The 20,509-nt window shown below is 65.1% G+C and carries 15 protein-coding genes; 10 read left to right on the top strand and 5 right to left on the bottom strand.

The genetic code is table 11. The features are described 5' to 3' along the window. Positions 1–3 precede the first annotated feature (3 nt). The 5 genes from SKA58_RS16270 (at position 4) to dacB (ending at position 5,548) form a co-directional block, all read left to right on the top strand. On the top strand, positions 4–738 hold the full coding sequence (locus tag SKA58_RS16270) for a GntR family transcriptional regulator (RefSeq protein ID WP_009823566.1): 735 nt from the start codon (positions 4–6) through the stop codon (positions 736–738). Then, on the top strand, positions 735–2,240 hold the full coding sequence (locus SKA58_RS16265; protein WP_156784249.1) for a permease: 1,506 nt from the start codon (positions 735–737) through the stop codon (positions 2,238–2,240). The genes SKA58_RS16270 and SKA58_RS16265 overlap by 4 nt, the downstream gene beginning before the upstream one ends. Before the next feature lie 5 nt (positions 2,241–2,245). Then, on the top strand, positions 2,246–3,268 hold the full coding sequence (locus SKA58_RS16260; protein ID WP_009823564.1) for a serine hydrolase domain-containing protein: 1,023 nt from the start codon (positions 2,246–2,248) through the stop codon (positions 3,266–3,268). Between the two features lie 151 nt (positions 3,269–3,419). Next, complete coding sequence (locus tag SKA58_RS20580) at positions 3,420–3,716, top strand: hypothetical protein (protein WP_009823563.1); 297 nt, start codon at positions 3,420–3,422, stop codon at positions 3,714–3,716. 389 nt (positions 3,717–4,105) lie between these two features. Continuing rightward, complete coding sequence (dacB, locus tag SKA58_RS16250) at positions 4,106–5,548, top strand: D-alanyl-D-alanine carboxypeptidase/D-alanyl-D-alanine endopeptidase (RefSeq protein ID WP_009823562.1); 1,443 nt, start codon at positions 4,106–4,108, stop codon at positions 5,546–5,548. Positions 5,549–5,551: 3 nt separating this feature from the next. On the opposite strand, the gene SKA58_RS16245 is transcribed toward dacB, so the two are convergent. Beyond that, entirely contained in the window at positions 5,552–7,834 is a 2,283-nt protein-coding gene (locus SKA58_RS16245) for a penicillin acylase family protein (protein WP_232209456.1), read from the bottom strand. A 567-nt stretch (positions 7,835–8,401) separates the two neighbouring features. Between SKA58_RS16245 and SKA58_RS16240 the strand changes: the two genes are divergently transcribed. Then, on the top strand, positions 8,402–11,188 hold the full coding sequence (locus SKA58_RS16240; protein WP_232209455.1) for a TonB-dependent receptor plug domain-containing protein: 2,787 nt from the start codon (positions 8,402–8,404) through the stop codon (positions 11,186–11,188). A 144-nt stretch (positions 11,189–11,332) separates the two neighbouring features. Here SKA58_RS16240 and SKA58_RS16235 read toward each other — a convergent pair whose 3' ends face one another. Continuing rightward, complete coding sequence (locus SKA58_RS16235) at positions 11,333–12,982, bottom strand: N-acyl-D-amino-acid deacylase family protein (protein WP_009823558.1); 1,650 nt, start codon at positions 12,980–12,982, stop codon at positions 11,333–11,335. A gap of 166 nt (positions 12,983–13,148) precedes the next feature. On the opposite strand from SKA58_RS16235, the gene SKA58_RS16230 reads away from it, so the two are divergent. The 4 genes from SKA58_RS16230 (at position 13,149) to SKA58_RS16215 (ending at position 17,434) form a co-directional block, all read left to right on the top strand. Then, positions 13,149–14,033, top strand: coding sequence for a LysR family transcriptional regulator (locus tag SKA58_RS16230; protein WP_009823557.1), 885 nt, complete (start codon positions 13,149–13,151; stop codon positions 14,031–14,033). A gap of 94 nt (positions 14,034–14,127) precedes the next feature. Beyond that, entirely contained in the window at positions 14,128–15,159 is a 1,032-nt protein-coding gene (gene dgcN, locus SKA58_RS16225; protein ID WP_009823556.1) for an N-acetyltransferase DgcN, read from the top strand. A 5-nt stretch (positions 15,160–15,164) separates the two neighbouring features. Then, positions 15,165–16,157 (top strand): N-acetyl-D-Glu racemase DgcA, encoded by a 993-nt coding sequence (dgcA, locus tag SKA58_RS16220; protein ID WP_009823555.1) that lies wholly within the window; start codon positions 15,165–15,167, stop codon positions 16,155–16,157. A 2-nt stretch (positions 16,158–16,159) separates the two neighbouring features. Then, entirely contained in the window at positions 16,160–17,434 is a 1,275-nt protein-coding gene (locus SKA58_RS16215) for a dicarboxylate/amino acid:cation symporter (RefSeq protein WP_009823554.1), read from the top strand. On the opposite strand, the gene SKA58_RS16210 is transcribed toward SKA58_RS16215, so the two are convergent. The 3 genes from SKA58_RS16210 to SKA58_RS16200 all read right to left on the bottom strand — a co-directional run bounded on the left by SKA58_RS16210 (position 17,418) and on the right by SKA58_RS16200 (position 20,326). Next, on the bottom strand, positions 17,418–18,836 hold the full coding sequence (locus SKA58_RS16210; protein WP_037543814.1) for an NAD(P)(+) transhydrogenase (Re/Si-specific) subunit beta: 1,419 nt from the start codon (positions 18,834–18,836) through the stop codon (positions 17,418–17,420). The genes SKA58_RS16215 and SKA58_RS16210 overlap by 17 nt on opposite strands. Then, positions 18,836–19,120: an NAD(P) transhydrogenase subunit alpha gene (locus tag SKA58_RS16205; RefSeq protein WP_009823552.1), complete on the bottom strand. Its 285-nt coding sequence runs from the start codon at positions 19,118–19,120 to the stop codon at positions 18,836–18,838. Before SKA58_RS16205 ends, SKA58_RS16210 begins: the two co-directional genes overlap by 1 nt. A gap of 84 nt (positions 19,121–19,204) precedes the next feature. Beyond that, on the bottom strand, positions 19,205–20,326 hold the full coding sequence (locus SKA58_RS16200) for an NAD(P) transhydrogenase subunit alpha (protein ID WP_009823551.1): 1,122 nt from the start codon (positions 20,324–20,326) through the stop codon (positions 19,205–19,207). Positions 20,327–20,509 lie beyond the last annotated feature (183 nt).

The following is a 20,509-nucleotide window of genomic DNA, read 5'->3' as shown; positions in this document are numbered from 1 at the left end:
GCGATGCGAGACAAGTTGGTGGCGCGCAGCGACGATGGAACGCCCCTCTATCTGCAACTGGCGCGCAACCTGCGCGACCATATCGACAGCGGCGGCATCAGCCCGGGCAATGCCCTGCCCTCCGAACGCGACCTCAGCGAAATGGCAGGCATCTCGCGGGTCACCGTGCGCAAGGCGATCGAGCAGCTGATCGAGGAAGGCGTGCTGTTCCGCAAACAGGGTTCGGGCACCTTCGTCGCCCGCCGGATCGAGGCGCCCGCCTCCGTCCTCTCCAGCTTCACCCATGACGCCCGGTCGCGCGGCGAGGATCCCGGAGTCATCTGGATGATGAAAAATTACGCCCAGCCGACCGAGGAGGAAGCCGCCGCGCTCGCCCTTTCCCTGTCGGCCCGCGTCGCCCGCCTAGGCCGCGTGCGCCTGTCTGGTGGCGAACCGCTCGCAATCGAACATGCCGTCGTGCCCGCCGATTGCCTGCCCGACCTGTCGACCATCGGCGACTCTCTCTACGAAGCCATGGGCCGCAGCGGCTTTCGCCCGACATCGGGCACGCAGCGGGTGCGCGCCTCGCTCGCTACCCCGACCGAAGCGGGCTTGCTCAGCGTCCGCCAGAATAGCGAAGTCCTGCGGATCGAGCGGCTGACCCGCATTCCCGGCGGCCGCGTGGTGGAATTCACCCGCTCCGTCTATCGCGGCGACCGCTATGACTTCGTGACTGAACTCAAGGAGATCGACGGATGAGCGCGCCCGCCACGGCCCAGTCCGCACCCGCGCCAGCATCATCGCACGATGGCCCACGGCCCCCGATGCGCACGCTCGCCCTGTATCTGCTGCTCGGTTTTTCCGCGGGCCTCCCCTTCTATATGTTTAACGCGGTGCTGACGCTGCGGCTTGCCCGCCATGGCATCGACATCGTCATCATCGGCTTCTTCGCGTGGATCGCGCTGCTGCCGACCTTCAAATTCGTCTGGGCGCCGCTGCTTGATCGCTACAGCGTCCCAGGCTTCTCCCGCTTCTGGGGCCGGCGGCGCGGCTGGATCATGCTGTCGCAGCTCGGCATTTTTCTTTCGATGGTCGCCATGGCCTTCACCTCCAGCGACCAGAGCCTGCCACTCACCGCTCTCTTCGCCATCCTGCTCGCTTTCTGGACCACCACGCTGGAGGTCGCCGCCGATGGCTGGCGCATCGAGCTTGCGCCGACGCAGGCGCAGCAGGGACCGATCGTCGCGGCGAACCTGTGGGGCTATCGCAGCGCCATGGTCGCGGCGGGCAGCGGTGCGGTGCTGGTCGCCGCCTGGGCGGACTGGACCTGGGCCTATCTCGTCATCGCTGCCGCTGCCTTTCTTCCCTTCCCCATTCTCGCGGCGATGCGCCCGGAAGAGGATGGCGCGCGCGGCCGCGCCGGCGCACTCATCGGCGGTACGCTGTTCGCGCTCCTGATACTCACCGGCACCGGCATCGCCACGGCGGTCATAGGATGGGGCGTGCTGTCTGCGGTCCAGGGCGCGGGCTTTTCGGCAGAAACCAATGTCACGCCCATCGTTCTGGCGGTGGCGCTGCTTCCCTTTGTCGCGCTCGCCATCGCCCTGCCGCGCATCCGCCGCCTGCCCGCCGACGCGCCGGCGAAAATGCCTGGCTTCATTGCGCCTTATGTCGAAATTTTCTGGCGTTATGGCTATGCGGTGCTGCCGGTTCTCGCCTTCGTTTCCTTCTATCGCATGGGCGACGTGCTGACCCTCACCCTGTCGCACCCGCTCTGGAATGCTGCGGGCTACAGTCTGGAACAGATCAGCATGGCCGATGGGCTCGTCGCGCTGACCTGTTCGATGGCGGGCGTGGCGGTGGGCGGCTTGTGCGCCGCGCGCCTGCCGATGACCGTCGCGCTCATCATCGGGGCCTGTGCATCGGCGATTGGTAACTGGGTGTTCGTCTGGCTCTGGTATGCCGAACCCTCGGCCTTCGTCCTCTATGTCGCGGCTGGCGTCGATCAGTTCGGCCATGGCCTGGAGGGGGCGGTGTTCGTCGTCTATCTGTCCATGCTGGTCAGCCCGCGCTATCCGGGCACGCAATATGCCTTCCTGTCAGGCTTCGCCTTCCTGCTGCCCCGCCTCATTGGCGGCGCGGCGGGCGCGATCCAGAAACAGATCGGCTATGACGGCTTCTTCATCCTGTCGGGCGCGCTCAGCTTTGCCGCCATCTTCTTCCTGCCCTTCGTAATGCGGGCGCGCGCGCGCACTGCCTGAGGCCCATGACAATGATCGAACAATATTGTGACGCCGCCTTCGCGCCCGCCGCTCAGGCCGTGGCGGACGGCCGCATCCCCGGCGCGGCGCTTGGCCTCGTCACCGCCGACGGGCGCAGCGCCGTGCGGATCACCGGATCGGCCGCGATCGTGCCGGATCACGAAGCCCTGACCCGCGACCATTGGTTCGACCTCGCCTCGGTGTCGAAGGTGATCGCGACCACGACGATGATCCTCACATTGGCCGAGCAGGGCCGGCTTGATCTGGACCGCCCCCTCACCGACGCCATTCCCGACCTGCGCCAATATGATGTCGCCCATGCGGCGGAGCGCCGCCTGACCTTTCGCGACTGCCTCGCCCATCGCACTTTCCTGCCGGCTGTCGAGCCGATCTATACTTATGGCGACGATCCCGCCCGCCTGCGCGCTTTCGTGCTCCAACGCGAATGGCGCCATGGACCGGCCGTGTACTCCGACATCAACTTCATCCTGCTCGGCATCGCGATCGAACGCATCACCGGCGCGCCGCTGTCGGACTCGCCGCTGGGCGAAGGCCTCTCCTTCGGCCCGCCGCCCGGCCCCGCCGTTGCCACCGAAGCGTGCAGCTGGCGCGGCCGGGTGCTGAAGGGCGAAGTCCATGACGAAAACGCTTACGCGCTGGGCGGGGCGCCCGGTCATGCCGGATTGTTCGGCACGGTCGATGGCGTGCTGGCCTTCGCGCGCGCCATGCTCGACGGGTCGATCCTGTCGCCCAAGATGATGGCGCAGGTTCGCACCGCACAGGAAGGACACCGCACCTGCGGCTGGGAACGCGCTTTTCCCGGCTGGTCGGGCGGCGACGCCTGCTCTGCGGAGACGATCGGCCATACCGGCTTCACGGGCACCGGCTTGTGGATCGACTTCGATCGCGGCCTCGCCTGGACCCTCCTGACCAACCGCGTCCACCCCTCTCGCCACGCCGATAGCGGTATCTTCACCCTGCGCCCCGCCGTGGGAGATGCGCTGATCAGGGCGTGGGATCAGGAATGATGGCGCAGGCCTGCCTGACTGACCGCTCTTACCGGCTAGGACGTCTGGCCGTAACCGGCTTTCTTCTGATGGCGAACAGCCAATATCGCGACCGTCTCCCCATCGACGCGATATAGGGCGACATAACTGCTATTGCCAAAATCGATCAGCCGTGGCACGCTGGCGGCCCGACATCCTTGCCGGCTTCCAGCTTCGCCAACCAAGCATCGGCTTCCTCATGAGACAGATGCAGGCCGGTCCGACGATACTCTTCCCAGGCGCGGATGGCATCCTGTCACAAGGCCTCGCGCTCGACATATTGCGCGATGGCTTCCCGCATGATCCAGTGCGAACTGCGTCGACGGACTTCCGCCAACTGCCGGGCACGCCCTTTCAGGGCATCATCGAATTTGATGGATGCCACCGCTGCCATGGCCTTGCTTTCTGGGAAGGCAATACCTTACGCTAAATTGTCCTACCTCCACGATCCTATACCTCCTGCGAAAAATTACAGTGTCGGCCGTTCACGCAATGCCGACCCGCCTATTCCCCTGTCAAAGTTGGATTTTGTCTGATTTACCCTGTGAAATGGACCCCACTGCCGCTCTCTTCGCACCCATAAGCTCTTCCCACGGTCTCCCCTGCCCCGTGTCGCTTCGTGGTCGCTTCGTGGTCGCGTTCCTGTCGCCAACTGGTCGCTTCGTACCGGAAAAGGCCAGCGACGCTGTGAACTTCGGTGCCGGAAGAGGCGACTCACTCGGGAATGGATTTCTGGTGCCAAGGGCATTGCCGAAGGTTATGGATTGGACCGCGCCTGCGTCTGTTCAACCGGTCTGGTTGCGGTCTAGGATCGGGTTCATGCGCATCCTTCTTCCCCTCGTCGCCCTCGTCCTGCCACTCGCCGGCGCCGCCGCGCAGAACGCGCCACCACCCCTGCTGGCCGGGATCGAACAGCAGCTGGAGCAGGGACCCGAGGGAACGCGATACGGCCTGCTGGTCGCAACCCTCGATGGCGCGCCCGTGCTCGCCATTGCGCCTGATGAACGCTTCATTCCCGCCTCCAACACCAAGATCTTCACCACCGCCACCGCTTATGCCGACCTGCCGGCACTCGACCGGGCGGCGCAGGGCACGGGCGTGCGTATCGACCAGGGGAACGTCATATTGGAAGGACGCGGCGACGCGCGCCTTTCCAGCGCACCCGATTGCACGGTCGATTGCCTTGCAACGCTGGCCGACGCCATTGCCGCCCGCACCCGGCGCGTGCGCGATGTGGTTGGTGATGACAGCTGGTATCCGGATGAACGGTGGGGGCCGGGCATGAGCTGGAACAATATCCAGTCCCGCTACGGCACCGGCATTTCCGCGCTGACACTGGACGATAATCACCTGACGGCAACGATCGCCCCCGGCACGATAGGCGCGCCGCCGGCGGTGCAGGCCTCGGGCTATTACACCATCGACAACCGCATCGTCACGGTGCCGGGTAAGGGCGAGGCGATCGTCGCGGACCGCGCGCCCAATGGCCGGCTGGTCCGGCTGACAGGCACCATCGGCGCCGATGCATCACCCGAAACACTGCATTTCAGCGTCGACGACCCCGCGCATTATGCGGCATGGCGGCTGCGTGACTTGCTGGTCGCACGGGGCGTAATCGTCACCGGCGACATACGCACCCGCCATCGGTCGCTCAGCCCCGCCGACGATCCCGCAATCCGGGGCGGCGCGCCTGCCGCCCGCCCGCCCGCAGCATCGTTGCTCGCGCAATTGCCAGCACTCCCGCTGGCCGATGACATGCGCATCATTAACAAACAGAGCCAGAATCTCCATGCCGACCTGATGCTGCGCCGCGTCGCGCGGGCGCAGGGCAGCGGCTCCATCGCCGATGGGCAGGCGGCGCTCGACCGGCTTATGGGCCAGGCGGGCGTGAACAAGGCCAGCTACAGCTTCGCTGATGGATCGGGCATGTCTTCCTATAATCGCGTCAGCCCGCGGGCGGCCGTCACCCTGCTGGCCTGGATCGCGCGACAGCCCTGGGGCGCCGCATGGCGGGACACGCTACCAATTGCAGGGCAGGACGGCACTTTGCGGAACCGTTTCAAGGGCACCGTGCTCGAGGGCAAGCTTTTCGCCAAGACCGGCTCGCTCAACGCATCGCGCGCCCTGTCGGGCTATCTCATCACCAGGAGCGGCCGTACCCTGGTCTTCTCCGCCCTCGCCAACGACATGCCCGACGGCACCGATGCGCAGGCGAGCGCCGCGGTGGACCGGGCGCTCGTCGCTCTTGCCGACGCGATGTAACGATCAGCCGGGCGTCACCAGCGTGCGCGCCACGGCATGGCGCTCCACCGCCTCCCGGCTGAACCAGAGCGGTTGCATCTGTCCCGCCAACCAGCGCGGATAGAAATCGCGGTAGCGCGGCGAGCGGGGATCGGCAGACTGGCCGGGGAGAAGGAGGAAGCGGCTATTGTCCCAGGCTCCTACGTCTGCGACCAGCAGGTAGCTGGCGCCGTGCGACACATGATAACCCCGTTTGGCATTGAATCCGCGCGCCATGGGCGTGTAGCTGTCGCCGCCCGAACGCCCGCCCTCGATTGGGGGAAACGCCGCCGCGATCGCCGGCAGCGACGACGCCAGCGGATGCGTGATCTTGACCCGGTGCAGGTCGCCCCAGCGCCACGCTGCCGGGTCGCCCCCCGCCTGTGCCTGTGCCTTCTTCCACCCGGCCGCCAACGCCCCGTCGATCAGGGCATCGCGCGCCGCAGCAGGGTCGGTGCCCAGCCTTTTGTCCGGCTTGGCCAACAGGGTCAGCATTTCGAACAGGTTGACCGAGGGAATGAAGGCTTTGGCGGCCGCTGGCACCACCGCGTCACGGAAATCGCTCAACAATTGCGGCATCACCATTTCATACAGCAGCGCCGCTGCGCTATCCGCCTCGATCCCGCAATCCCACCGGCGCAACAGCCCGGCGGCCTTTGCGGCATCGGGGGACAGCTTGGTCGGGATCAGCGCGATCAGTGACCGGGCCGGCAGCGACTGAACATCATGTTGCAGCGCGACGCTGTCGGCGACGCTGTGGCGCGGCTGCGCGTTCAGCACTTCGGAAATGCGGTCATACCGAAACGGATCGCTCCAGTTGAAGCTGATGATCTTCTTGTCATAGGGATAATCGGTCGGGATGTTCATCTGGTTGGCCGAAGCGAACCATCCTTCCTTCGGATTGTGAACATGGGGCATCTCCTCCACCGGCAGGATGCCTGTCCAGTCATAATCGCCGTCGCCGGGCGCTGGGAACAGGCCATCATGCTTGGGCCGGATCGGCGTATAGCCGATGGTCTGCCACCCGGTATTCCCATCAATATCGGCATAATGGAAATTGGTGGGCGAGGTATGGATGCGAAACGCCCGGCGCAGGCTGGTCCAGTCCTTCGCCAGATTGATAGCGATGATGGCAAAGCGCATATTGCCGCCGGGCAGCATCGACACGGTCGCAAAGGCACTGGCGCGCTGGCGTTCGGGATCCTGCGCGACAATCGGCCGGCCCTGGGCATAACGCTGCGTGACTCGCTGCGGCGGAGCATCCTTGACGCTGATCTCGTCCTCAAAGGTCTCGAACCGCTTCCATTCGCCCTTGTGCCAATAGAGATTGGGGTCTTCCTTGGCGGTGCGCAGGATGAACAGGTCGGTTTGGTCGATATGGAAATTGGTGCGGCCGAAGGCAAAACGGTCCGTATGCCCCTGCATGATGCCGGGTAGGCCAGGCGCGCCGCCGCCGATAACGTCAAGGCCCGGCGCGGTCAGATGCACCATATGCCGCGGGCTGAACCCGCCAATGCCCAGATGCGGGTCATTGGCCAGGATCGGCCTGCCGGTGGCGCTGCGCGACGGCGCGATGGTCCAGGCATTGCTGCCCTGCGCGAAGCGATCGGCCCGGCGTTCGGCCGGATCGAGAGCGGCTTCCTGAATGGCGTCGAACGGCACCGGCCGCGCCGACGGCAGCAATATGCCTAGGTCCGCTTCGCTCACCGCCGCGCAGTCGAGCCCCTCGGGCACCGTGTAGGACCAGGCGGGCCGCAGCGGCGCCATCAACTGATCCGCGTCCAGCACGCCCTGCGCCTGCATCTGGGCGCGGCGCACCTCATCATCGGCATCGCCCATGCCGATGCCACGGGCGCGGACCAGGTCGCGCACATCCCACCGCATCGGGCTGATGCCCAATATGCCATATTCCAACGGCATCTGCGCCGGGTCGGCCTCCAGTTCCGCGATGCGCGCGTTGACGCCGGCGACATAGCCTTCAGCGCATTCCAGCACGCCCGGCGACAAATCGGCGAGTTCGGCGTCGATGTCACCGCGATAGTGAAACAGGCGCGCCGCCTTGTCCGCAGCGACGAAGGCTTTGCCAAAGGCTTCGGCCATGCGTCCCATGTCACGCCGATGATCGATATCGATCTGGAAAAGCCGATCGCGCGCGACGAGATAACCCTGACCGAAATAAGCATCGTGCAGCGAGCCGGCGCGTACATGGGGAACGCCCAGTTCATCCTCGACAATGTCGATGGGCGCGCGCGCTCCGGTCAATCGCACACGGGTAGACCGGCCCTTTACCAGCGGTTCTCCCCAAGCAGAAACAACTGGCACAGTGAGAGCGGCTGCGGTGGCCAACAAAAATGCACGACGCTGAATCAATACAGCCTCCCTTTCCCTTATTCGTCTGAAATACCGAGCGCGAAGCTCATGAAACCTATCGCAGGAATGCCGCCCCGGGCTATAGCAACGCACCTGCTACCCATAACTTGGGGCTATCCAGCTTAACGCTTCAGTCGCTCGGCAACCCGCCATTCCGCCTGGCTATACCTTTATGCGATCAAAGTAATACCAAAACTATTGACCAGCCGCGACCGGCCTGTAACCTTCATGTCATGGAACCGGTCATGGCCGCCAGTCGGCGGCGGGGCGCGGCGCCTCGGCGGCGGCAAGCGGACAGCGCCTTGCTGCGCCGTCGTCATCGTAAGAATGGGTCGGGCAAGACGGCGCTCTGACGCTGCGCACGCCGCAACCGCGTGCAGCCCCTCCCTGATAGAGGGGGTTTATATGGGTGATTTCGGAACAGTTCGCCGGCCGATCGGCCACCGGCACGGTCTGGGGTTGGCAATGACCGCCATCGCCCTGGTCCATGCGGCTCCGTCGCTCGCTCAGGATGCGGGTGCGCCGCAGGAAAGCGCGGCGGCCGGAACGGCGGATCAGATCATTGTGACAGGGACGCGCATCGCACGCGACGGTTTCCAGTCGCCGACACCGCTGACGGTCGTCACGCAGCAGGAAATACTCAACCAGTCGCCAACCAACAACCTGGCCGACTTCATCAACCAGATTCCCGCGCTTGCCGGCAGCACCCGCCCCGCCAACTCGCGCCTTGCGATCAGCTCGGGCTTGGCAGGCATCAACACGATGAACCTGCGCAACCTGGGTGAAGTCCGCACGCTGGTGCTGCTCGATGGTCGCCGTTCGGTCGGCTCCACGATCACTGGCCTGGTCGACATCAACACTTTCCCGCAGGCGTTGGTGAAGAATGTCGAGATCGTGACCGGCGGCGCATCGGCCGCTTATGGTTCGGACGCTGTTGCCGGCGTGGTCAACTATGTGCTCGACAAGAAATATACCGGGTTCAAGGTCAATGCCGATGTCGGCATCACCGACCGGGGCGACGGGTTCAACTACAGCTTCTCCGGCGCGGCGGGCATGGATTTCGCCGATGGTCGCGGACATATCCTGGTCGCGGGCGAATATGCGCACAAGGACGGCATTTTCGAGGTTGATCGCGGGTGGAACCAGATTGGCTACCGGACCCTGTCCAACCCCGATTATACAGCCGACAACGGGCAGCCCGCGAACATCGTCGTGCGCGGCGCGGGCACCTGGAATTCCACCCCCGGCAGCATCATCCGGTCGCAGGTCGGCGGGACCACCGCCCTGCGCGGCACCTATTTCGCGCAAGGCGGCGTAGCCCAGCAATATCAGTTCGGCAGCATCACCGACAGCAGCCAGACGGTGGGCGGCGACTGGCAGATCAACGACACGTCGCGCCGCATCGGGCTCGACGCGACCGACGATCGTCGCGGCGTCTATGGTCGGCTGAGCTACGAGCTGGCCGACTGGATCGAAGTGTTTGCCGAAGCGTCCTACAACTGGAACAAGACGCTGTTCAATGCGGGGCCGCAGGCCGCGACCTTCACCTTGCAGTCGGACAACGCCTATCTAATCCAGGCGCTTGGGCCAGCAGCCCTGGCCGGCGTGACTTCGGTTTCGCTGGGCACGTCGGCGGCCGACCTGCCCTATCGCAAGAATAACAGCACCCGCGAAGTGCAGCGTTATGCGCTGGGCGCGGGCGGTGAGTTTGCGGCATTCGGCAACAAGGCCGTGTGGGATGTCTATGCCCAATATGGGCAGACCGACACGCATGAGCAGCTGCGCGACATCATGAATACGGCGCGGCTGGGCCTGGCCACCGACGCGGTGTTCGCGCCCGACGGGTCGATCGTCTGCCGCTCGACGCTCACGGATCCGGGCAATGGCTGCATCCCGCTCAATCGCCTGGGCATCGGTGTCGCCAATCCGGCGGCGGTCGACTGGATCATGGGCGATCCCTATCGCAACCAGCGGTTCAAGCAGACGGTCGCGGGCGCCAACCTGTCGGTCACGCCGTTCGCCACCTGGGCCGGCGATGTGAGCGTCGCGGTGGGCGGCGAATATCGCAAGGAAGAAGTGTCAGGATTCGTCCCGCCCGAGTTCAGCTCCGGCTGGTCGGTTGGCAATTTCCGTCCGACCTTCGGCAGCTACAATGTCAAGGAAGCCTATCTGGAAACGCTGATCCCGCTTGGCCTGGGCGCGGAATTCAATGGCGCGGTGCGCGCGACCGACTATTCGACGTCGGGTTATGTGACCACGTGGAAGGCGGGCCTGACCTGGCAGCCGATCGAGGATATCCGCCTGCGCGGCACAAGGTCGCGCGACATTCGCGCACCCAACCTCAACGAACTGTTCCAGTCGGGCACGTCGCGCACCAACACCTTCGCCACCAATACGGCGGTGGGACAATATGCCGGCGCGACATTCCGCGAACTGACCACGGGCAATCTGAACCTCGACCCGGAAAAGGCCGACACGCTGACGCTGGGCGCGGTGCTCCAGCCGCGCTTCCTGCCCGGCTTCTCCTTCTCGGTCGACTGGTTCCGTACCAAGGTGTCGGATGCGATCAGCCAGTTCTACGCCGACGACATCGCCCAGCGCTGCACCGAAGGCTTCCAGAGCTTCTGCGCGGCGATCGTGCCCGACCCCGAAGGGGTACGCGACTATTTCGTGTCGGCAAGCCCCTTCAACTTCGCCCGGGTGAAGGTGCGCGGGATCGACTATGAAGCGAGCTATCGCGTGCCGCTCGACAAGATCTTCAACGGCAGTTCGAGCAACCTGACGCTGCGCGGAACAGCAACCAACTATCTGGAAAATACCGTCGACAACGGCATTTCCGTGCCGGTCGACACCGTTGGCCAGAATAGCGGGCAGTCGAGCACGCCGGACTGGATCTTCCGCATGTCGGCGACATTCGACACGCCAACCTATTCGGTCACGGCGGTCGGGCGCGGGGTGAGTTCGGGCACCTACAACAACACCTATATCGTGTGCACCACCAACTGCCCGACCAGCACGGCGACCAACCCGACAATCAACAGCAATCATATCGACGGGACATTCTATACCGACCTCAACTTCACGGCGAAGATCAATGTCGGCGGCGCGGACGGGCAGTTCTTCCTGAACGTCACCAACCTGTTCGATACCAACCCGATCCTGCTGCCGGAAACGGGGCTGTCGGCCAATTCGACCTATAGCGACCTGCTGGGCCGGGCCTTCCGCATCGGGGTGCGGTTCAAGACCAATTAAGAGCATCAGAGTTCAAAGAGAAAGGGCGGGGAACCACCGGTTCCTCGCCCTTTCTCTTTGCCCGGCATCGGTGAACGCGACAGGGATAGCGACAACTGCGCGTTATGCCAAATGGTTAGTTGGCTACCTAACTATAGGATAGTCTCACGCCGGCGGACAGTGGGCCGGCGTGGGGCGGAGCAACGCGCGGCCGGGTGTGGCGCCCGTCGTCTGGCTGTCACTCACGGCGAGCGTGCCGTTAACGAACAATTTGGCGACGCCGACGCTGAGTTCGCGCGGGTGCATATAGTCGGCGCGGGGCGCATAGCGCGCAGGATCGATCACCACGACATCGGCATAATAGCCAGGACGCAGATAGCCGCGATGGTCGATGTTATAAATGTCGGCCGTGCGCCCGGTCGATTGCCGCACGAAGGTGCCTAGGTCGATCACCTTGCGCTCCCGCACATAGCGAACATATTTTTCCGGGAAGGTTGCGAACATGCGGGGATGGCCGTTCGAACCGTCGGACGATGTCACTATCCAGGGCTGGCGCATCAACAGGTCGACATCGGCCTGCGCCATGTTGAATGACGCAACCGCAGTGCCCCGACCCTTATCCTTTTCTATGCTCTGGCGGATGATGCGCAGCGCCGCGTCCCTGGGATCGAGCTGCCACTGCGTCGCGACCTCCTCCAGCGTCTTGCCGGTCCAGGGAAAGCCCTGCGCGATCAGCAGCAGGGATTTGGCGCCCCCGCGCCGGCGCATATTTTCGGACATTTCCTGCCGGATGCGGGCCAGCGTCGTCGGATCGTCCAGCCGCTTCAACAGCGCGTCCCCGCCGCCATCGACCGCCCAGCGCGGCAAGAGCGACGCATCAAGGCTGGAGCCGGAGGCGAGCCAGGGATATTGATCTGCGGTCACGTTCTGCCCTGATTTTCGGGCAGCGTCGATTTCGGCGATCACGGCAGGGGCCTCCCCCTGCACGTCCACGCCCAGCGCCTTCAAATGCGCGAAATGCACTGGCATGCCCGCTTGCTTGCCGATCTGGATCGCTTCGCGGACCGAACCGAGCAGCCCGATGGAATAGCTGGATTCATCGCGCTGATGCGTGTCGTAGAGGCCGCCGCGGATCGCAGCTTCGCGCGCGACGGCGATCACCTCGTCGGTCTTGGCGAAACTTTGCGGCGCGTAGAAGAGGCCGGCGGAAAAACCGGTCGCGCCTTCGCACATGCCCTTGGCCACCAGACTCTTCATGGCGCTGAGGTCCTGCGCATTGGGTGCGCGGGCGTCCTGACCCAGCACGCGCTGCCGCACCGCGCCAAAGCCGACGAAGGGGATGAAGTTGGTCCCGACACCCGACGCCTGGATCTTGGCCGCGTCGTCGCCGACGTCCGGCGTGCCATAGCCATCGACGCCGATCACCACCGTGCTGACCCCCTGGTCGAGCCAGGCGGGATTGACCCGCTCCGCCGCATCGGATGACCGCAAAAAGCCGTCAGCATGGGTGTGGGCGTCGATGAAGCCAGGCGCGACGATCATACCCTTGGCGTCGATCCGCCGCGCCGCCTTCATCGGGGCAGAGCGGCCGACATAGACGATCCGGTCGCCTTTCAGCGCCACATCGCCGACATAGGGCTTGCCCGTCCCGCCATCATAGATGGTGCCACCGGTGATGAGAACATCGGCGCTGTCCGCGCCCGATGCGCTGGCGGGTTTGGCGGCGGTGGCTGCGGGAAGAAGCAGAATGCTGCCGGACAGCAGCAGGGCGCGGGCCGCCTGGCGGACGCGGCGGCGAGCGGGAAGAAGCGGCATGGGCAAGGGTCCTCGACTGAACGACGCAAATCGGCACCATGGGCCGTCTGTATCCCACCCGTCCAGAGCGGGTCTGTTGCACACGCCATAACCAAATGGCATAGCGGGGCGGTGTACCCGGATCGTCGCGCCGGACGGACAGGCGGCAGCCGAAGAAAGTGAAGCCATGAACCTGCGCCAGATCGAGATTTTCCACGCCGTCTATCTGCACGGCACGGTCAGTGCGGCGGCGCGCGCGCTTAACGTGTCGCAGCCCGCCGTGACCAAGGTGCTGCGCCATGCCGAACGCTCCATCGGCCTGCCCCTGTTCGAGCGGGCCAAGGGGCGGCTGATCCCCACGCAGGACGCGCGGACCTTGTTCGACGAAGTGGCCGACATACAGGAGCGCGTGCGATCGCTGCGGCAGGCGACGCAGAATATGCGGCATGGCCGCGGCGGGCTGCTGCGGATATCGGCCCTGCCCTCCCTTGGCCTGGGTGCCATTCCCGATGCGGTCGCGCGGTTCCTGCGCGGGCATGAAGACATCATGTTCGACCTGCAGACGCTGCATCATGATGAAATGGTGCGCAAATTATACGAGCGCGAAACCGATATCGCGATCAGTTTCGAAGTCCCGCTGTCAGCCCCGGTTGCGCATCAGGTCGTGGGTGAAGGCGAATTGGTGGTGCTCTATCGCGAGGAGGATATGCCCGACGCGCCCAGCCGGTTGCATCTGGAGGAATTGCGCGAGCATAAATTCATCAGTCCGGTGCAAAGCGGGCCAATCGGCCGAGTCCTGTCGAGCGAACTGAAGCGGCAGGATGTCGAGTTGAACGAGGTCGTGTCGGCGCGGACCTATTATATCGCCGCCGCGCTGGTGCGGGCGGGCGTGGGCATGGCCATCGTCGACAATTTTACTGCCCATGCCAGCGTATCACCGGGCCTGTCCAACCGGCCGCTGCAACCGGCGATCACCTTCGACATCAATGCGGTCTATTTGCAGAACCGGCCACCATCCAGGACGGCGTCGGAATTCCTGACGCTATTGTCGGAGGTTATCGAGAGCCTATAGCAAAAGGCTATAGGCTATGCGGCCATGGATATTGGGGAACGGCACGGGCCGGCGATAAGGTCGCGATCCCATATTCAAGCAGGTTCCTCCATCCATGATTGCGACGCCCTATCTCCTCTACCTCGGCCACAGCAATGACGAGATCGGCATCAAGACATCGCGGGGGCTGGCGGTGTTCCGGCCCGACATCTGCGTTGGCGAATATCGCCATGACGATTGCGGACTGACGCTGAACCTGCCGCGCATGGATTTTGCGCAGGCCCATGCGGCGGGCGCGCGGACGCTGGTGCTGGGCATTGCCAATGCGGGCGGCCGGCTGGGCAGCGATCTGGTCGATGACGCGCTCGCGGCCATGGAGGCCGGGCTGGATATCGCGTCAGGCCTGCACCAGCGGTTGAAGGACGAGCCACGGTTGGTCGAAGCGGCGGCGCGGCTGGGCCGGACGCTGCACGATGTGCGCGATCCCCGGCCCGATATTCCGGTGGGCACCGGCAAGCGGCGCGCGGGCAAGCGGCTGCTGACCGTCGGCACCGATTGTTCGGTCGGCAAAATGTATACGACCTTGTGCCTGACCCGGGCTTTGCAGGCGCACGGGGTCGAGGCCGATTTCCGCGCGACGGGCCAGACCGGCATACTGATCGCGGGCGACGGCGTGCCGCTGGACGCAGTGGTGGCCGATTTCATTTCCGGCGCGGTCGAGCAGATTTCGCCCGATCGCCATGATGGCGGCTGGGACCTGATCGAAGGGCAAGGATCGCTGTTCCACCCGTCCTTCGCGGGCGTGTCGACCGGCCTGATCCATGGCGCGCAGCCCGACGCACTGGTGCTGTGCCATGATCCGATGCGCCGCACGATGCGCGGATTGCCCCATTATCAGCCGCCATCGCTGGACGACTGTCTGGAAGCGAACCTGCGCGCGGCGCGGTTGACCAACCCGGATGTGCGCGCGGTGGGCATCGCGCTCAACACGTCGGCGATGGACGAACACGCGGCGGCGGAACTGTGCGCCCGCACCGCCGACAATATGGGCCTGCCCTGCTGCGACCCCTATCGCATGGGTGTCGACGCGGTGGTCGATTTGCTGTTAGCCATGGATGCGCCCGCCGCCGCCACGGAGACGATCTGATCCCCATGCCCCGTTCATTGACCGTCACGGGCGAGACATTCCCGCTCGCCACCCCCTTTCGCATATCGCGCGGCGTCAAGACGGCGGCCGATGTCGTCACCGTGACGATCGCGCAAGGGGAGATTGAGGGGCGCGGTGAAAGCGTCCCCTACCCGCGCTATGGCGAAAGCGTCGCGGACAGCACCGCCGAAATCGAAGCCGTGCGCACCGCGATCGAGGGGGGCGTGAACCGGCGCGGGCTGCTGGAAATCCTGCCGGCGGGTGCGGCGCGCAATGCGGTGGATTGCGCGCTGTGGGACCTGGAATTGCGGCTTGAAGGGCGGGATTTCGCGGCGGCAGCCGGGATCGCGACGCCGTTGCAGCCGATCGCCACGGCGATGACGGTCGGGCTCGACACGCCGGACAAGATGGGGCTGGCGGCGGCGGCGCTTGCTGACGTGCCGCTCATCAAGGTCAAGGTGGACGCCAGCGATCCGGTCGCGCAATTGCGGGCGGTGCGGGCCGCCGCGCCTGATCCGCGCATGATCGTCGACCCCAATGAGAGCTGGAGCATCGCGCACGTCGAGGCCATGCAGGCGCTGGCGCGAGAATTGCGCATCGACCTGCTGGAACAGCCATTGCCGGCGGGCGAGGATGATACGCTGCGCGGCTATGCGTCCGTCATCCCCATCGCGGCAGACGAGTCCGTGCATGTCGCAGCCGATCTCGACAGCTTGCCCGATGGCTATGGCGTGGTGAACATCAAGCTGGACAAGGCCGGCGGGCTGACCGCCGCCCTGGCGCTGGCGGAAGCGGCGCGGGCGCGCGGACTGGGCGTGATGACCGGTTGCATGATCTGTTCATCGCTGTCGATCGCCCCGGCCTGGGCGATCGCGGCGCAGAGCGACTTCGTCGATCTGGACGGACCATTATGGCTGGCGACCGATCGGGCGGGCGGCTTCGCGGGCGACAAGGGCTATCTGTTACCGGCCCAGCCGGGCTTCTGGGGCGGCCTTTGACCATGGGGCCAGCGCGCCGCTGGTTTGCCATTCCGCTGTGGCAGCGAGTGGTCGGCGGGCTGGTCCTGGGCGTTGCGATCGGGCTGTTCTGGCCAATGGCCGCGCCATGGATCGCTTTCATCGGCGAATTGTTCGTGCGGCTGATCCGGATGCTGGTCGTGCCGATCGTGTTCGTGTCCATCGCATCGGGCGTGACCGCTTTGGGCGATCCCCGGCGGCTGGGCGCTGTGGGCGGCCGCACGGTGCTGCTGTTCGCGGCGACCACGGCCTGCGCGGTGTCGATCGGCATGGCGCTGGGCCTCATCATCGACCCGGGCGGCGGCGCGGCGCTGGGTGGGGCAGCGCCCCATGCGCTGGGCGAGGCCAAGTCGGTGCATGATCAGCTGATCGGCATCGTACCGGTCAATATCGTCGAGGCGCTGGTCGAAGGCGACATGCTGGCGATCATCTTCTTTGCGATGCTGTTCGGGTTCGGCGTCATCCTGGCGGGCGAGGACGGACGGCCGATGGCGGGCGTACTGGATTCAGCAAGCCGCGTGCTGTTTCACCTGGTGCGGATCGTGATGGAGGTGACGCCCTTTGGCGTGCTGGCGCTGATCGCGCAGGCGGTGGCGGACAATGGCGTTGCGGTGTTCACCAATATCGGCTGGCTGGCGCTGTGCGTCGTGCTGGGCGTGGCGGCGCAGATCCTGCTGGTGCATTTGCCGCTGATCCGGCTGGCCGCACGATTGTCGATCCGGCGCTTTTTCCGCGCGGCGGTGGACCCGCTGCTGGTCGCCTTCTCCACCGCATCCTCGGCCGCGACGCTGCCGGTCGCCCTGCGCGTCGCGCAGGAGGATCTGGCGATCGAGCCGGCCGTCGCCTCTACCGTGCTGCCGATCGGGGCGAGCATCGGCAAGGATGGGACGGCGATGTATGTCGGGCTGCTCAGCGTCTTTAGCCTGCAGGCGCTGGGAGTGCGGGCGGACGGAACGATGCTGGCGATCATGCTGCTCACCGGGTCGCTCGCCGCCTTTGGCACCGCACCCATTCCATCCGCTTCGCTGTTCATGCTGGCGGCGGTCTTGTCGGCGGTGGGGGTGGCGCCTGAACAGACGGCGCTGGTGGTGGGCTTTGTCCTGCCGTTCGACCGGCTGCTGGACATGACGCGCACGGTCGCCAGCGCCAGCGCCAACCTGACCGTCACCGCCGTCGTCGCGCGGCAGGAGCGCAAGGCGCTGGCCGGATCGAGTCCCCCCGCCCCGGCCAGCGACGCGCCGATCAATCCAGCGACTTGACGATTTCCTCCACCATTTTCTTGGCGTCGGCCAGCAGCATCATGGTGTTGTCCATGTAGAAGACTTCATTGTCGACGCCGGCATAGCCTGCGCCGCCCATGGAGCGCTTCACGAACAGCACCGATTTGGCATTGGCGACGTCTAGGATCGGCATGCCGTAGATGGGCGATGTCTTGTCGGTCTTGGCCGCCGGGTTGGTGACGTCGTTCGCGCCGATGACGAAGGCGACGTCGGCCTGACCGAATTCGCTGTTGATATCCTCCAACTCGAACACTTCGTCATAGGGGACATTGGCTTCGGCCAGCAGCACGTTCATGTGACCGGGCATGCGGCCCGCGACCGGGTGGATCGCATATTTGACGCTGACCCCGGCCTTTTTGAGCATATCACCCATTTCGCGCAGCGCATGCTGCGCCTGGCTGACGGCCATGCCATAGCCCGGCACGATGATGACGCTGTCCGCCTGGCTCATCAGGAAGGCGGCATCCTCCGCGCTGCCGCGCTTGTAGGGGCGGTCCACCGCTGCCGCGCCGCCCGACGCGCCGCCGCTTTCCGCGCCGAAGCCGCCGGCAATGACGCTGAGGAAGCTGCGGTTCATCGCCTTGCACATGATGTAGGAGAGGATCGCGCCCGCCGATCCGACCAGCGCGCCGGTGATGATCATCGCGCTGTTGCCCAGCGTGAAGCCCATCGCGGCGGCGGCCCAGCCCGAATAGCTGTTGAGCATCGACACGACGACGGGCATGTCCGCGCCGCCGATGGGAATGATAAGCAGGAAGCCGATGACGAAGCTGAGCGCCGTCACGGTCCAGAAGACCCATGGGCTCTGGTCAGTCACGAAATAGGCGACAAGGCCCAGGATCGCCGCCAGCGTGCCAAGGTTGATGAGGTGGCGCGCAGGCAGCATGATCGGCTTGCCCGACATATTGCCATTGAGTTTCAGGAAGGCGATGATCGACCCGGAAAAGGTGATCGCGCCGATCGCGACGCCCAGGCCCATTTCGACGCGGCTGGCCTGATGGATCTGGCCGGTCAGCATGTCGAGGATGCCGAAAGCGCCGGGATTGAGATAGGCAGCTGCGCCCACCAGCACGGCGGCAAGGCCAACAAGGCTATGGAAGGCCGCGACCAGCTGCGGCATGGCGGTCATGGCGATACGGCGAGCGATGACGAAGCCGATGCCGCCGCCAATCAGGATAGCGCCGATGATTTCCGGCAGGCTGGCAATGTCATGGGTGTAGAGCGTTGTCACGACCGCGATGGCCATGCCGATCATGCCCATGCGGTTGCCACGACGGCTGGTCGCCGGGCTGGACAGGCCGCGCAGCGCCAGGATGAAGAGGACGCCCGCAATCAGATAGGCGAGCGCGACGAAGGGCGAGACGGGAGCAAGCTCATGCATCACTTGCGCTCCTTCTTCTTGTACATGGCGAGCATGCGTTCGGTAACGGCAAAGCCGCCGAAGATGTTGACCGAGGCAAAGACGACCGCGAGCAGGCCCAGATATTTGGCCGCCGCGCTACCCGCTTCGGCCGACGCGACCAGCGCGCCGACGATGATGACGGAAGAAATGGCGTTGGTAACCGCCATCAGCGGCGTGTGCAGCGCTGGCGTCACCGACCAGACCACATAATAGCCGACGAAACATGCCAGCACGAAAATCGACAGGATGGAGATGAAGTCCATCGTTCCTACTCCCCGTTCACCCTGTTCGAGGCAGGGCGGTATCACGCGGTCCGGACCTGATGGCCGGCCGCGCCCAAATGAGCGTCAGCCCAGCAAACGTTCGTTGACGACCTTGCCACCCTGCGTCAGGCGGATGGCATTGCCGATTTCCTCGTCCAGCACCGGCGCGTTCCTTTCCTTGTCCCAGAAAGCGGACAGGAAATTATAGAGGTTGCGCGCAAACAGGGCGGAGGTGTCGGCGGCAAGGCGCGAGGGGACGTTGCGGTGGCCGACGATCTTGACGCCGTGACGTTCGGCCACTTCGCCAGCCACCGCGCCTTCGACATTGCCGCCCTGTTCGACCGCCAGGTCGACAATGACGCTGCCCGGTTTCATCGTCGCGATCTGCGCGTCTGAGATGAGGCGCGGCGCGGGACGGCCCGGGATCAGCGCAGTGGTGATGACGATGTCCTGCTTGGCGATATGGCCGGACACGAGTTCGGCCTGCGCAGCCTTATAGTCGTCCGACATTTCGGTGGCGTAGCCGCCGCTGCCTTCACCCTCTATCCCAGCGACCTTTTCGACGAAAATCGCCTTGGCGCCCAGGGATTCGATCTGCTCCCTGGTTGCGGCGCGCACGTCGGTGGCGCTGACCTGCGCGCCCAGCCGTTTGGCGGTGGCGATGGCCTGAAGCCCCGCAACGCCCACGCCCATGACGAAGACCTTGGCGGCGGACACGGTGCCGGCCGCCGTCATCATCATCGGAAAGGCGCGGCCATATTCGGCCGCCGCGTCGAGCACAGCCTTGTACCCCGACAGGTTCGATTGGGAGGAGAGAATATCCATCGACTGCGCGCGGGTGATGCGGGGCATGAATTCCATCGCCAGCGCTTCATAGCCCGCCACGGCATAGGCATCGACGCGCGCGCGATCCCCAAAGGGGTTGAGGCCGGCCACGATCCACGCGCCCGGCTTGGCACCTATCAGGCTGTCGGGCGATGGCCCCTGCACGCCCAACAGAATGTCGGCCCCCGCGACCGTGGCGGCGCGATCAGCAACAGTCGCGCCAGCGGCAGCATAATCAGCGTCGGCGATCGATGCGGTAAGCCCCGCGCCAGCTTCGATGGCGACGTCCGCGCCCAGCGCCTTGAATTTTTTCACCGTCTCCGGCGTGGCGGCGACCCGGCGTTCGCCCTCCGCCTGCTCCCGCACGATCGCGATTTTCACTATCCCCTCTCCCTTCTCCTGCACCGGCACGCCGAACGCGCCGGTAATGCGCGGGGGCCAGCAGGACGCGCCTATGCATCGATGCGCCCGATGCCCCCGATCTTTCCTTGCCCGCCTCTATTTCTGTCTTCTGGCGACGGCAACACGCATCATGCGTATCGTTTCTATCAGCTTCCAAGCAAT

Source organism: Sphingomonas sp. SKA58, assembly GCF_000153545.1.
GTDB lineage: Bacteria > Pseudomonadota > Alphaproteobacteria > Sphingomonadales > Sphingomonadaceae > Sphingobium > Sphingobium soli.
The sequence above is the reverse complement of the archived record's forward strand: the minus strand, read 5'-3'. Positions and strand labels throughout refer to the sequence as shown.

Bases quoted from the DNA above. Each gene is read 5' to 3' on its own strand.
- SKA58_RS16215 (WP_009823554.1), top strand. From the start codon at position 16,160: ATGGGGCCAGCGCGCCGCTGGTTTGCCATTCCGCTGTGGCAGCGAGTG.
- SKA58_RS16270 (WP_009823566.1), top strand. From the start codon at position 4: ATGCGAGACAAGTTGGTGGCGCGCAGCGACGATGGAACGCCCCTCTAT.
- dgcA (WP_009823555.1), top strand. From the start codon at position 15,165: ATGCCCCGTTCATTGACCGTCACGGGCGAGACATTCCCGCTCGCCACC.
- dacB (WP_009823562.1), top strand. From the start codon at position 4,106: ATGCGCATCCTTCTTCCCCTCGTCGCCCTCGTCCTGCCACTCGCCGGC.
- dgcN (WP_009823556.1), top strand. From the start codon at position 14,128: ATGATTGCGACGCCCTATCTCCTCTACCTCGGCCACAGCAATGACGAG.
- SKA58_RS16260 (WP_009823564.1), top strand. From the start codon at position 2,246: ATGACAATGATCGAACAATATTGTGACGCCGCCTTCGCGCCCGCCGCT.
- SKA58_RS16210 (WP_037543814.1), bottom strand. From the start codon at position 18,836: ATGCATGAGCTTGCTCCCGTCTCGCCCTTCGTCGCGCTCGCCTATCTG.
- SKA58_RS16230 (WP_009823557.1), top strand. From the start codon at position 13,149: ATGAACCTGCGCCAGATCGAGATTTTCCACGCCGTCTATCTGCACGGC.
- SKA58_RS16235 (WP_009823558.1), bottom strand. From the start codon at position 12,982: ATGCCGCTTCTTCCCGCTCGCCGCCGCGTCCGCCAGGCGGCCCGCGCC.
- SKA58_RS16205 (WP_009823552.1), bottom strand. From the start codon at position 19,120: ATGGACTTCATCTCCATCCTGTCGATTTTCGTGCTGGCATGTTTCGTC.
- SKA58_RS16265 (WP_156784249.1), top strand. From the start codon at position 735: ATGAGCGCGCCCGCCACGGCCCAGTCCGCACCCGCGCCAGCATCATCG.
- SKA58_RS16240 (WP_232209455.1), top strand. From the start codon at position 8,402: ATGACCGCCATCGCCCTGGTCCATGCGGCTCCGTCGCTCGCTCAGGAT.